At 64.9% G+C, this 12251-nt stretch carries 13 protein-coding genes; 6 read left to right on the top strand and 7 right to left on the bottom strand.

The genetic code is table 11. The features are described from left to right. Window positions 1-51: 51 nt before the first annotated feature. Window positions 52-870 carry a VC0807 family protein gene (locus SU48_RS13100; protein WP_064015632.1) on the top strand — a complete coding sequence of 273 codons (819 nt, stop codon included), beginning with the start codon at window positions 52-54 and terminating at the stop codon, window positions 868-870. A gap of 66 nt (window positions 871-936) precedes the next feature. On the opposite strand, the gene SU48_RS13095 is transcribed toward SU48_RS13100, so the two are convergent. Together SU48_RS13095 and SU48_RS13090 are read right to left on the bottom strand one after the other, a co-directional pair. After that, window positions 937-1464: a hypothetical protein gene (locus tag SU48_RS13095; RefSeq protein ID WP_157451173.1), complete on the bottom strand. Its 528-nt coding sequence runs from the start codon at window positions 1462-1464 to the stop codon at window positions 937-939. A gap of 49 nt (window positions 1465-1513) precedes the next feature. After that, a complete protein-coding gene (locus tag SU48_RS13090) occupies window positions 1514-2248 on the bottom strand; it encodes a metallophosphoesterase family protein (protein WP_064015630.1) in 735 nt (244 codons plus the stop codon). A 363-nt stretch (window positions 2249-2611) separates the two neighbouring features. Between SU48_RS13090 and cdaA the strand changes: the two genes are divergently transcribed. The 5 genes from cdaA to rsfS all read left to right on the top strand — a co-directional run bounded on the left by cdaA (window position 2612) and on the right by rsfS (window position 7421). Continuing rightward, window positions 2612-3427 (top strand): diadenylate cyclase CdaA, encoded by an 816-nt coding sequence (gene cdaA, locus SU48_RS13085; protein ID WP_064016051.1) that lies wholly within the window; start codon window positions 2612-2614, stop codon window positions 3425-3427. After that, window positions 3424-4455 carry a CdaR family protein gene (locus SU48_RS13080; RefSeq protein WP_064015629.1) on the top strand — a complete coding sequence of 344 codons (1032 nt, stop codon included), beginning with the start codon at window positions 3424-3426 and terminating at the stop codon, window positions 4453-4455. The genes cdaA and SU48_RS13080 overlap by 4 nt, the downstream gene beginning before the upstream one ends. 340 nt (window positions 4456-4795) lie before the next feature. After that, complete coding sequence (gene yqeK / locus SU48_RS13075) at window positions 4796-5473, top strand: bis(5'-nucleosyl)-tetraphosphatase (symmetrical) YqeK (protein WP_064015628.1); 678 nt, start codon at window positions 4796-4798, stop codon at window positions 5471-5473. A gap of 83 nt (window positions 5474-5556) precedes the next feature. After that, window positions 5557-6924, top strand: coding sequence for an LCP family protein (locus SU48_RS13070; RefSeq protein ID WP_231881630.1), 1368 nt, complete (start codon window positions 5557-5559; stop codon window positions 6922-6924). Between the two features lie 62 nt (window positions 6925-6986). Next, the gene (rsfS, locus tag SU48_RS13065) at window positions 6987-7421 is read left to right on the top strand and encodes a ribosome silencing factor (RefSeq protein ID WP_064015627.1); all 435 of its coding nucleotides are present in this window, start codon (window positions 6987-6989) and stop codon (window positions 7419-7421) included. Between the two features lie 269 nt (window positions 7422-7690). Here the strand turns inward: rsfS and SU48_RS13060 are convergent, their stop codons facing one another. The 5 genes from SU48_RS13060 to SU48_RS13040 all read right to left on the bottom strand — a co-directional run bounded on the left by SU48_RS13060 (window position 7691) and on the right by SU48_RS13040 (window position 12162). Continuing rightward, entirely contained in the window at window positions 7691-8185 is a 495-nt protein-coding gene (locus SU48_RS13060; protein WP_157451172.1) for an NUDIX hydrolase, read from the bottom strand. A gap of 69 nt (window positions 8186-8254) precedes the next feature. Beyond that, window positions 8255-8995, bottom strand: a complete 741-nt coding sequence (locus SU48_RS13055; protein ID WP_064015625.1) for a hypothetical protein — start codon at window positions 8993-8995, stop codon at window positions 8255-8257. Window positions 8996-9050: 55 nt separating this feature from the next. Further along, entirely contained in the window at window positions 9051-10115 is a 1065-nt protein-coding gene (locus SU48_RS13050) for a GNAT family N-acetyltransferase (protein ID WP_064015624.1), read from the bottom strand. Continuing rightward, complete coding sequence (locus SU48_RS13045; RefSeq protein ID WP_064015623.1) at window positions 10112-11119, bottom strand: GNAT family N-acetyltransferase; 1008 nt, start codon at window positions 11117-11119, stop codon at window positions 10112-10114. Before SU48_RS13045 ends, SU48_RS13050 begins: the two co-directional genes overlap by 4 nt. Further along, a complete protein-coding gene (locus SU48_RS13040; protein WP_064015622.1) occupies window positions 11116-12162 on the bottom strand; it encodes a GNAT family N-acetyltransferase in 1047 nt (348 codons plus the stop codon). Before SU48_RS13040 ends, SU48_RS13045 begins: the two co-directional genes overlap by 4 nt. Window positions 12163-12251: the final 89 nt, after the last annotated feature.

Below are 12251 nucleotides of genomic sequence, written 5' to 3'. Positions count from 1 at the left end.
GGGTCAGATTCCTCTCGCCGCGCCCTCTGCCGGAATGAGAGAATAGGGCCCATGTCTGACCCTACTTCTTCACCCGCGGTGCCGCCAGAATCTCCACCGAAAGCACAGCCGCGTGCGCGGGTGCCCAAAACCGTCTGGGATCTGGTCTTCACCCTGCTCATTCCGATCCTGATTCTGAGTCCCAATATTTTTGGCAGCGGCGTCAGCGTGTCCGACACGGTCTTTGGCGGCGGCACCACCGGAAATATCCGCGCCTACCTGTTGGCCGCCCTGATTCCAGTGGTCTATGTACTGTGGGATTTGTTGGTGAACCGCAATGTCAGCCCGGTGGCCCTCATCGGCGGCGCTGGGGCAATCTTCAGCGGCGCATTGGCCTTCTGGTACGTGGACGGCTTCTGGTATGCCATCAAGGACAGCGCCCGCTCTTACCTCACGGGCATCTTGTTCCTCATTTCGGCGGCCACCAGCGTCCCCCTGTTCCGCGTGTTTCTGGATGCCAGCAGCATCGGAGAACCGCCCGAACACCGCGCCGCCAGCCAGCAGGCCATGCGTGACCCTGCCGTCCACAAAGGCTTGGTGTTGGGAACGGTGGTGTTTGCCGTCATAGACATCATCGGCGGCATTATCAACAGCGTCGTGAACTATCAGCGGGTGGTGGCCAAATTCGGCTCGGACGACTTTAACGGCCAGATCGCCGAGGTGAATGCGCTGATGCGGGTGCCCTCGCTGGTGCTGAGTTTGCTGGGCGTGTTTGCTGCCGTGTGGCTGGTGCAGCGTGCTGTCAAAGCCCGTTACGGCGAGGGAGCCAGCCTGTTCGAACCTGCCAAGCTGACTCAGGTCATGCGTGAAAAGGGCGAATTGCGGGCCTAAGCCTGAGCATGAGTGTTCCGCTCTGGCCTCAGTTGGGGTCAGGGCGGTTTTGCTTTTGGAGCCTGACTACCACCTACAGACGCCTTGACTGTTGGGCCAATCCACACTCATTCCGCCCACATCATGGCCGCCGATATTCAACCCTTCCCGGCCACCCCAACCCACCTTGAGGGGGCCAATTTGCTGTTCTTGCCAGCCCAACTTGAGCCGCCAATCGCGCTCGGCCAACGCATGCAACATGTTGAGTTGCTGCGCCGTCAGTGGGGCATGGCAGCGGGCCACCGTATGTCTGATGACTGCCACCATCGCCCGCTGCTGCTGAATCGAAGCGTGGGAAGTTGAAACCCATGCGGTGATGGTGTTTGGTGTGTCGCTGCCTTCCAGAGCGCCGCGTGTCAGAAACACAGCCCCAACGTTTTGAAAGATCAGGCGGTGCGTGTAGCCCAGTGTTCCCAGTTGCTCATCGGGAACCTTGATGACTTGCCGCGCTCCCGGTGTCTGACGGAAGACATCCAAGAACGTGGGGGCGTCCCGGCCACCTGCGAGCGCCAAACCGCCCAGACCAACGGTCAACCAACCAAGCTTTTGCTTCACCTCCGCAATGTAGAGGCTGGAGCAAGTGCCGAGATGACCGATTGCCGCTCTATTCCCCCGTTCTCGCTCGCCGTTTCTGGTACGCCCCGGTCAGCAGTTCCGCGATGTACTCCCGCGTAAAGGGCATGCCGCTGGCCTCCGCCGCGCCAATTTCTTCATCCCGGTCATAGGTCAGGCGCACAAACGTGGCGCTGTGGGCCGGGCTGTGGGGGTCGAATTCCAAAATCAGGTAGCAGGGGAGAGTGCTGTCCAGCGGGTTGCCCACGCTGCCGCAGTTGATCAGCGGGCGGCCCTCCACATCCAGCATCAGAGCTTCATGGACGTCGGCGTAGACAAGGGCGTCGGCGTGTTGGGCCAGTCCGTACTGGCTATTGGGCAAAAAGGCGTCCAGTTGCTCGGCAAGGCTGCTGTGTGGGTACAGGCGGTGAAACAGACCCCGGCTACTGGCATGCACGAACCGCCACCACGCGCCGCTGAACTGTTCCTCTATGCCGTAGGGCAAGGCCCCGAGGTAAGACAGTTGCCCCGGCGTGAGGCGGCTGCGCGGCCACAGGTCTTGGGGGCGGTTGGTGGCCCCGGCCACGCGGGCGTCCCAGTTGCCCTGAATCACCCGTGAGGCGTGGGCCTCCGTCCACTCCACCACTTCTTTTGGGCGCGGGCCTTTGCCCACGAGGTCGCCTAAAACCCACACTTCAGAAATACCGCGCCGCTCGACGTCTGCGTGGACTGCCAATGTTGCCGCCAAGTTGGCGTGCAAGTCCGCGAGAATGGCTAGGCGCATCATGGCGGGCAGTCTAGCCTACCCCCCCGCACCGTACCGGGCAAAACTAAAGAGAAACGGAAGATAAAGATTAGGGTTGGTGGGGTCAGGCTTGGTGGGGGCCGAGATGAGGGACTTCGAACTTCCTCACGGGCTGTTTTGGGACTTGTGGGTGGTTCGGTTCGGCAACGTTGACAAGATGGGTCTGATCAGAGCGTTCGGAAATGGCCGCGTTTTGAAGCCTGTGCAGGCGCGGGGGCCGGTGCATTCCCCTTCTGCCCGGACTCAGCCAACTCGGACTCAGCCGTGCGGTGCTGGCTTGTATAGTGGACGGCGTGCCGCCCAGCCCGCGTTGTCGTGCTGCGGCGGGAAGGAGTCCTAGCCCCCGTGCCGCCCCTTGGTTCCCTGAGTGCCCGTGATGTGCTGGACATCGGTCTGGTCACGTTTCTGGTGTATCAGGCCTACATGTTGGTGGTGGGCACGCGTGCCGTGAACGTGGTGCGCGGCATTCTGGTGTTCGCGGGCGTGTGGGTGGCGGCGCAACTGCTGGGCCTCACCACCCTCAGCTACCTGCTGGGGCGGGCGGGCACGGTGGGCTTGTTTGCCCTGATCGTGCTGTTTCAGCCGGAATTGCGCGGCGCACTGGAGCGGGTGGGGCGGCCACGTGGCCGGGAAGCCAGTGGCGGGGCGGCCCTGCAAGACCTCGCACGGGCGCTGGAACGCCTCGCAGAGCGCAAAACCGGGGCTTTGATCGCCATAGAACGCCGCACGCCGCTGGGTGAATACGCCGATACGGGCGTGCGGCTAGACGCGGTGGTCAGTGTGCCTTTTCTGGAAGCTCTATTTGCCCGCAACGCCCCCCTGCACGACGGCGGTGTGATCGTGCAGGGGTCGCGGGTGGTGGCGGCGGGCTGCCTGTTTCCGCTTCAGGCCGGAGACGGCACTTATCGGCGTTACGGTACGCGCCACCGGGCCGCCATCGGGCTGTCGGAACTGACCGACGCGGTGGTACTCATTGCCAGCGAGGAGCGCGGCAGCATGAGAATTGCGCTGGGGGGCCGACTGGGGCCAGACCTGAACGGCACCGAACTCCGCGAGCAATTGCGGGCGCTGGTGTACGACCAGCCCGATTCGCCGCCCAAGAACCGCAAGGGAGACACGCCGCCCGAACCGGAAGACATCTTGCCCCCGGAGCGGGCGTGAGCGGCAGCAGCGGGCATGACGGCGGCCTAGGGAGCGCGGCCCAGCGCTGGCTTAGGCCGCGCTACGTGTGGGGCCGGGTCGTTCACAACCTGTTGCCCAAAGTGCTGTCGTTGGTGGTGGCCCTGACGCTGTGGTTCGTGGCGACTGGGGATCGCCGCGCCAACGTGGAGCAGGGCTTCGATGTGCCCGTGACCGTGCGCGATACCACCGGGGGCCGCACCCGCCGTGCCACCAGTGACCTGAATCCCGGCACCGTGCGCGTGACGCTCTCTGGCCGCCCGGAGCGCCTGCGGGAATTGAGCGGCGAAACGATTGAAGCCGTAGTCGACGTGACGGGCGTGCCGGAAGGCAGTTTCAATCGCCCGGTTGCGGTGCAGGTGCCGGGTGGAACCACGCTGCGGCGGCAAGCGCCAGAGCGGGTGCAGGGCTTCGTGGATGCCCAATTGACCCGGACTTTGGCCGTGACGCTCAGCGTGGCTTCTCCGTCCGATACCAGCCTGCTGCGCTATGACGTGGCCCCCGCACAGGCCACCGTGAGCGGTGCGGGGCGCGTGGTCGCCACCGTGCGCCGCCTGATCACCAGCCCCGCGCCCCTGCTGCCCGGAGAAGCCAGCGAGGTGAACCTGATCGCTCTAGACGAACAGGGCGACCCGGTAGAGGGCGTGCAGACCAGCCCCGCCAGCGTGACCGTGCGCCGGATAGACACCGGGGAACTCCCCGTGAAAAGCCTGCGCGTAGTGCTGAACGATCCCCCGGCGGGCCTGCGCGTCACGGCGGTCAGCGTGCAGCCCAGCACCGTGCGCGTGGTGGCCGCCCCCGAACTGCTGGGCCGACTGCGCGAGGCGGCGGGAACCGTGACCTACCGCGTGGGCACCTACACCGCGCCCGTGACCCTGCGGATTCCGGCGGGCGCACAAGCCCTCGATGAAGTCAATGTGCGCCTGACGGTAGAGCGGGTGGCGGCAACTCCGGCAGCGGCAACTCCCGCAGCCCGTCCGCCTGCGAGTGGGACGGGTTCTGCGCCGTGAGTAGGCGGGTGTGAGGGGCTTGGTCTAAGGGTCAAGGGTCAAAACACAGCTCCCAGCCATTGCTTTTAGCCCTCCCCCCTTGCGGGACTGGAACAGCTTGAAGAGAGGGGCGCTGCACTAGCAGCGGGGTGGCCCGCAGAGCTGCGGAGCAGAGGAGGCAGTTCCGCACCGAACCCGCCCCAGCACCTTAGACCACCCGCCCCCAGACCGTCCATCTGACAGCCCTTCCAGCCAACAATCCCGCCCCAGATGGAATCGATTCCACATTTTACGTCAGCTTAGGTGCAAAGGCGTGACGTATACTCTGTTCTATGGTGTGGAGCCTTGTCCACATGCGCGCATGATTGCCGCACTGCCCCAACCGCGTCACCCCCTCGCCGATCTGGTTGGGTGGGAAGACCGCGTTCGCCTGATGGTGCGCCCCAAGCGTTACCAGCACGTCCTGCGCGTTGCAGAACTCGCCTGCCAGATCGCCTGTGCCAACGGCCTCGATGAATCGCGGGCCTACGCTGCGGGCATCCTGCACGACATAGCCCGTGACCTTCCCGACGCCGAACTCTTGCGCCTCGCGCCACCCGAACACCCTATAGACGCCGCGCACCCGCTGGCCCTGCATGGCCGCGCCGCCCGCACCTTGCTGGAACGCTGGGGCTACCGTGATCCGGTGGTGCTGGAGGCTGTCGAAGACCACACCACCGGGCCACGCGGCGGGAATCCGGTGTCGGCCTGCGTGTACGTGGCCGATGTCTCGGAACCCGGACGCGGCGTGAACGAGGACATCCGCGAATTGGCCCTGCACGATCTCGACGCCGCCCTGCACCGGGCCATCGCCTCCAAAGTCACCTACCTTCAGGGGCGGGGCATTCAGGTTCATCCGCGAACCTTGCAGGCCTATTACGCGCTGCCGCTGGTGCGGGTGGATCACGGCCATTCTGCCTGTGGCCATGCGGGTTCAGACGCCTCCGTTGCCGCTTCCCCGGCCCCCCGACTTTCCCTGCGCCGCAGCCGCCCCGCCTGATGAATACATCGTTGTGAATGCACACCAACGCTGTGTCTTATCGCTAACAGCTCCCCTCATGCCCGCTGGCTATGCTGTGGGGTGTGAGCCTGTTGCCGCCTGATTTTCCGTCTGATGGTTCTGCCAACCCCCGCCCACTGGCGCGTCTGCGGGCGTTGCAAGCTTTCGGGCTGTCTTTGGCGGCGTTGGCCCTGGGCGGTGTGGCCGTCCTCAGTTCTCCGGGGGCGTCTACTCCGGCCAGCGCACTGGTAGCGGGCAGCGCCCCGAATTTTACGTTGCTGGTGGCGGGCCGCGACATCGTGTACTGCTATTACCGCCAGCCCTGCAAGGATCAGGAGCAGCGCACGGGCATTATTCAGCCGCCCAACACCGACACTCTGATGCTGGTGAAGGTGGACGCCGGACGGGTCAGTGTGCTGAGCATTCCCCGCGACACCAACGTGGGCGAGTACGACTACCGGGGTTCGCCCGCTGCCCAGAAGGTGAACAGCCGCTACTGGTCAGGGGGGCCGGAAGGCCTGACCCGCGCCGTGGAGGAAATTACGGGCGAGCGCGTAGACGCCCACGTGATCGTGAGAACCGACTATGTGGCCCGCGTGATAGACGCGCTGGGCGGCCTAGACGTGACCGTGCCGAAGGGCGGCATAGAGTGGATAGATCAGGCGGCGGGCGTAAACCTGAAGCTGGATGCCGGAAACCACCATCTTGACGGAGAAACGGCGGTGCTGTTCCTGCGCGTCCGCAAAGGCTTTGGCGACGACTGGGGCCGCATAGACCACCAGAAGCAGGCGCTGACGCAACTGGCCTCGCGCCTGAAATCGGCCAAAGGGTTGGCGGCCCTGCCCACCATTCTGGGCGGCATCGGCAACGGCGTGGAAACCAACGCCGATCCCAACTTGCTGCCTACCCTGCTGCCGTATCTGCCCCAACTCAAGCTGACCTTCGCCACCCTACCCACCGACGAGATTCGCGGCTCTTTTAACTTGGCCGTGAACCGCGAAAGATTGGCCGAAGTGTGGGGCAACACTGCGCCGAGTTTGGCGACTGCAAGCACTGTGCGCCCAGTCAGCATCCGAATAGAGGACGCCAGCGGAGCCGCCCTTGGCCCCCGCTTGGCCCGTGCTTTGGCGGCGCTGGGCTACACCGAAATCACCACCGAAGCCGTGCCAGCCAGCCCCGAGGCCAGTCAGGTCTTTACGGGCAGCGACGTGCGGGCCGCCAGCGAATTGGCCGATACCTTGGGCCTTCCCCGCTTGCAAGGTGAGCGTTTCCCCGTAGAGGCTGGAGAAATCGGTATTCTGCTGGGAACGGACGCCCGCGAGACCCTCGCGGCACTGAATGCGTACCCGGATGGCACCGCTCCGGACGGCCCCGCCCAGACCACCCCCGATGCCACGACTGATCTGGAGGGAATGGATCAGAGCGGCGCAGGTCAGCCCGGAGTAAATTAGACCCAAGTCCATTAGCTCGGCCCGTGCCCCTTACGGCGGCACACAGCATCACGGAGAACCCCATGAATCCAGCATCACAGCACTCTGCACAGACCGTCCAGAACCAACTCCGCGCCATCGTGGACGCCGCCCGCGAACGCCGCGCCGAGGATGTCGTCGTCCTTGACCTGACCGACGTGTCTTCCACCCTCGAATACTTCATCATCTGCACCGCCAGCGCGGGCCTGCAACTGAACGCCATTCAGGAAAACGTGCGGCAGAAGGCGCAGGAATCCGGCCTGCCCCGCCCCAGCGTCGAAGGCCCCAGCGAGCGCTGGTTGCTGCTGGCCTTTGGCGGCGGCATCGTGGTTCACATCATGACCAAAGACGCCCGCGACTACTACGACCTAGAGGGCCTGTGGAGCGACGCCCGCAAGCTGGAATTTCTAGAGGCACCCCGAGACCCCGAAGCCAACATGACGGCCACCACGCAGGCCGAATCTGCTCAGGCCGAGTAACTCCTGATCTGAGCTTCATTCAATACTTCTGGCCCGTGCGCCTGCATTGTTCCCTGTTGGGGCGGTGCGGGTGCATGGGCTTTTTTGCCGTTGGCGCGGTCTAGGGTTTAAGAACAGGCAGCCGTGCGGATGGCTTCCGCGCCCCCGCGTGAACAGTTGATTTCGTCTGTTCGTTTGCTGCCCCGCCTTCCCCCATCCTCACAAGGTGTAGGGGAGTCTGTCGCTCTGCTTCAAAACTCACCTTCAGCACTCTACGCACGCTGTATTTATTAGCGTTTGCGGCCAAAGACTGAGGACACCGAGGGCGTCGGCGTGGGCGTGGCGGTTGTCTGGTATTCGCGCACGGCGGCGTGCAGCCATTCTGGGGTGCGGTTATCGAAGCTGGAGGCGGCCATCCATTCGGCGCTGTACAGTTCTGCGGGCTGAGGATTCAGGATACCGGAGCAGTATTCGGTGCCAAAAATCAGGTACAGGCGGGCGTCGGCTTGCCCATGTTCGGTGCCCCGTGCGGCGTGGCTGCCCACCAAGCGCAGGCCCGAAACCGAAATGCCCACCTGAGCCAGCAGTGCGCGGCGCAGGCCCATTTCGGCCACGCCGCTGCCCGCTTCGGCGTCAAGCACCAGGCCCGGCAGACCGTAATTTCCGCCCGGCAAAATGGGACGGCGCGGGCGCACCAGCAGGTACTGATTGCGCTGATGCACAAGGGCGAACACGCCCACCTGATAGGCGATAGGCCGGGCGCTTTCTGGGGGGGACGTGGTCACGACTTCTCCTGAAATGAGGGTGGGCAAACGGCACTGGGCCGCCAGACGAGCAACCCGCAGTTTAACGGCTCAGCTCCGGGGCACACTACACCCACCCCATTTTCGGTAAAGGGGGGCCACCACTCTATGTGCGTTCAAGTGTTCGGCCAGTTGCCAGAAGGCCGGGTCATGGGCCGGGTTCGTCCACGCGGGCGACTGCACCAGCAGCACGCCGCTCACCTCTGCCGGGTCGGGTAGGCCGTCTGTAGAGTGGGTCATGCGGCGCAGGGCGAGGCGGGGCAGCAGTGCAGGGGGCAGCGTTTCAGAAGACAGCAGGCCAGCAATTTCGGCGTGGGTGCGTTCCAGATCGAAGCCCTCGGCCACCGCCAAGGCCGTGTGCCACGCCGGATATAGGCAGGTATAGTTCCGAATCAGGCCCCCGCCAAGGCCAAGGCCCGCCCAGTTGCCGGGCCGCACCCGCGTACCGTCTCCGCTGCGGCTGGCAAGATCATGGTGAGAATCGATGTTCAGCACGTCTGGCACACTGCCAGTTCGAGCGGCGTGTTCTTCCAGCCAGCCCCAAGCATCGGCGTGAGACAACGTGACCCACGCTGGGCAGCCCGCGTAACGTTCCAGCGCCTCCCAGCCGGGATACAGCGGGAAATCGGCGTCCAACGGCGTCCAGTCTTGGGCCTCCGGATTGCGCCTCAGAGTGCGGGCCTGCCATGCCTCCTCCCGGTCTGCGGGCAAGTCGCGGGTACCCCAGATCGGCGCGTCGAACACCAAGTCGGCGCACCCGCTGTAGGCGTCCCAGTCGATGCTCAGCAGCATGGGTTGTGGTGGGCCTTGTCTAAGGGTCTAGGGTCTAAGGGTCTAGGAAAGAATTTCAACTCTGACCATCCGCCCCGAACTCCAGCACCCAACTGACGCTGGCGGGGTCGCGCACGAAGCCGAAACGGTCATTGATGGCGAGCATCGGCGCATTGTCACTGGCGTTGTCGGTACGGAGGAACACTTGGCCGTCTGTTTGGGCAGCCAAAGCCTGTGCCGCTGGGGTCTGTGTCGCTAGAGCCTGTGTCGCTAGGGTCTGTGCCACCCGCAGAATGTGCAGTTTCAGCAGCGTGGCGACGCCCTGCCCGCGCCAGTCCCGCGTCACGCCCGTCAGCCCAGTCAGCAGGTCAGGGCTACTCTCCGAGCGAAACAGGGTGGATTGGCCGATCCACTCGCCGCCGGGGGCCTGTGCGATCAGGTAGGCCCCCGGCAGGAGGCAGGAATCATTCAGCACAGCTTCGTCGAAGACTTCAAAGGTCAGCGGCGTGGCGGGTTCCGAACGCGGGACATCCTGCCGCACATCGGACATCAGGGCGTGCAGGCGGCGGGGCAGGTCGGGCGTGCCCGCTTCCCGCAACTCCGCGAGGCTACGAACGCGCACGCCCAGAGCCATCAACCGCGTCTCAGTGGCCAAAAACGGCCCTTCGTCAAATGGTGCTGCATCAAAGCTCTTGTCGGTCAGGTTCAGGGCGCTGGTGAAGTACCGCTTACCGGGCGTGAAGCCGCGCCGGGTCAGAAAATGAGGGGCGAGCGGGTGATCTTCGCGGGCCAGCGTGCGAACAGAAAGAGCATTCCAGCCGCGCAATGTTTCCTCTAGCTCCTGCCACAGCGCCGCGCCCACACCCTGCCCCTGCCAGTCGGGGCGCACCGCCAGTTCCAGCCCGAACCGCTGCGGGTGGTACATCCCCGGATTCTGAGACAACAGGCCCAAGCCCACTACCGCGCCGCCTTCAGCTTCGGCCACCAGCGCCGTATGTCGGTAGCCCCAAGTGGTCTGCTGCTCCGTCTGGTGCCGCAGTTCCGGGCCGCTGAAGGGGTCGTGCGGGTGGGCCAGCGTCCAGACCTCGGCGGCGGCGTCCCAGTCGGTATCCTGAATAGGTCGAACAGGCCAGCGGCTCATTCTTTGCCCTCACTCTGCGGCGCGAACCACTGCATCTCTATCCACGCGGGCTCCTTCACGAAGCCCAGCCGCTCGTTGATGTTCAGCATGGGGCGGTTAGTGCTGGCGTTGCCCGTCCAGATTTTTGCCGCGCCCCGCGCCCGCGCCTGCTCTATGGACTTCAGCTTCAGCGCCAACGCCAGCCCCAATCGGCGGTGGTTGCGGGCCGTTCCAGTCAGGCCAGTGGTCAGGCGGCTCTCGTCGGCGGGCTCCAACCAGAGTTCGGTCAGGGCCGCGATTTCTCCGGTGGGTTCGTGTACCGCCAACAGCACGGCTTCCGGCCAGAATTGCGGGTTGGTTTCCCGTTTGCGAAACTCGGATTCCACCACCGGGCTGGCTTCTCCGGTGCGCGGCACATCGGCGCGGGCCTGCACGAATCCGGCAAAATAGGCGGCCCACGCTGCGTCTGCGCCAAGTTCGGTACTCAGATCGGCCAGAGACACGGCGCGGTAGCCGGGGGCCAGTTGGGCAGCGTCGGCAAACGGCGCGGGATCGAAGGTTTGCACGTCCAGCACGTTATCGAAAAAGCGCATGGCTTCGGCAAAGCCCCAGTGCGCGAGGAAGGTGAGGCCGCGTGGCCGGTCTTCTTGCGTGCCCGCCAGAATCTCGCGTGCGCCGCGTTCCTGTAGGTGCGCCCACACCGCTTCGGCCAGCGCCCGCCCCACGCCTTGCCCCTCGGCTTCGGGCAGCACCGACAACTCGGCGTGGTAGCGGTGGGGATCGAACATGCCCGGCCACTGCACCGCCGACGCTGCACCCACCACACGCCCGCCCTCGTCTTCGGCCACGATGCGCCAAAAATGCGGCTTGACAGGATGCGCCTGTAACTCCTGATCATCGTGCTGAAGGGAGTCGGCACTGACCGTCTGCTTGGGCCACACGGCCTGCTGGAGTGCGGCCAGCGCCGGATAATCGGCGTCTGCAAAGTCCCGAATCTTCACGTTCTGGGCAGTGAGAAGGCTCATTGCCCCCCCTCTGCTTGCTCTGCCTCTGCCAAGTGCAGTTCGTAGCGCAGATGCGTCGGCCCGCGCACAAAGCCGAGCGCCTGATTCATGCCCAACATGGCAGCGTTCGGCGCGTCGTTGAAGGTGCGGATTTCGCCGCCGCCGCGTGCGTTCAGAGCTTGCATGGCCGCCACTTTCAGGGCCTTCGCCACGCCTTTACCCCGGTCTTCGCGCCGCACGCCCGTCATGCCGATCACGTAGAACCCAGACGGATTTTGCATCAGGGTGGAGTAGCCCACGTAACTTCCGGTCAGGGGATCGTTCAGGTCGGGGCGCACCGCCACAAACGACAGATCGGCGCTGAAGGTGGGGTCTTCCAGTTCCTGCGCCACCCATGCCTCAAAGGGCCGTTTGGTCAGCGCCGTGCCCATCGGCACATCCTGAAACAGCAGCCAGTCCAGTTCCCACAATTTGCGGTTGCGCTCTGGGTCGGCGGCCAGCGACGCCACCGAATGCAGCTCTATGCCGTGCGCGGCCACGCCGTCCATCAGTGGGCCAAAGCGCGATAAGTCAGTCTCGGCGGTTTGAATGCGGCTCTCGTACCGCTGCCACGTCTCCTGCCAACCGTGCGCGGCAAGGAGCGCCCGGCCCGCCTCGTGGTGCGGCCCGTCCGACAGCATGGTGCGAATTTCCCGCGCCTCACGCGCCTGCACTCGCCCGAGGAGTTCCCGGTACATCGCCCCGCCCACGCCCTGCCCGCGTGCCTCCGGGTGAACAGTCAGGTTGCCCCAGTAGCGCCATTCCTCGAAGGCAAAATCATCGTGCCCGACGCGCCCCACGCCCACCACGCGCCCGCCTTGCTCGGCCACCACGTCGGTGCGGAACAGGTTCGGGTCTTCGGCCTCGTCCCACGTTTGCAGCAGTTCGGGCGTCACGGGCCATTCTGGGCTGGCAGCGGTCAGCACCCACGCGGCGTCCACGTAGTCGTCAGGACTGCGGAACTCGCGCAGGCGGAAGGCGGGCGGAGCGGAATCATCAGGCACAGCAACGGTGGAATCGTTCATGGCCCTATGCTGACGGATCGGGGGCGCGGAGCGCATCGGCCAAGAAACGTAGGGGGCGGTGCGCCGGGGGTGGGGGGTGGAGCGTGGTT

Source organism: Deinococcus puniceus, assembly GCF_001644565.1.
GTDB lineage: Bacteria > Deinococcota > Deinococci > Deinococcales > Deinococcaceae > Deinococcus > Deinococcus puniceus.
The sequence above is the reverse complement of the archived record's forward strand: the minus strand, read 5'-3'. Positions and strand labels throughout refer to the sequence as shown.

Coding starts and splice junctions, on each gene's coding strand:
- SU48_RS13050 (WP_064015624.1), bottom strand. CDS start 10,115: ATGAGCCGCTGGCCTGTTCGACCTATTCAGGATACCGACTGGGACGCC.
- SU48_RS13100 (WP_064015632.1), top strand. CDS start 52: ATGTCTGACCCTACTTCTTCACCCGCGGTGCCGCCAGAATCTCCACCG.
- rsfS (WP_064015627.1), top strand. CDS start 6,987: ATGAATCCAGCATCACAGCACTCTGCACAGACCGTCCAGAACCAACTC.
- SU48_RS13045 (WP_064015623.1), bottom strand. CDS start 11,119: ATGAGCCTTCTCACTGCCCAGAACGTGAAGATTCGGGACTTTGCAGAC.
- SU48_RS13090 (WP_064015630.1), bottom strand. CDS start 2,248: ATGATGCGCCTAGCCATTCTCGCGGACTTGCACGCCAACTTGGCGGCA.
- yqeK (WP_064015628.1), top strand. CDS start 4,796: ATGATTGCCGCACTGCCCCAACCGCGTCACCCCCTCGCCGATCTGGTT.
- SU48_RS13055 (WP_064015625.1), bottom strand. CDS start 8,995: ATGCTGCTGAGCATCGACTGGGACGCCTACAGCGGGTGCGCCGACTTG.
- SU48_RS13040 (WP_064015622.1), bottom strand. CDS start 12,162: ATGAACGATTCCACCGTTGCTGTGCCTGATGATTCCGCTCCGCCCGCC.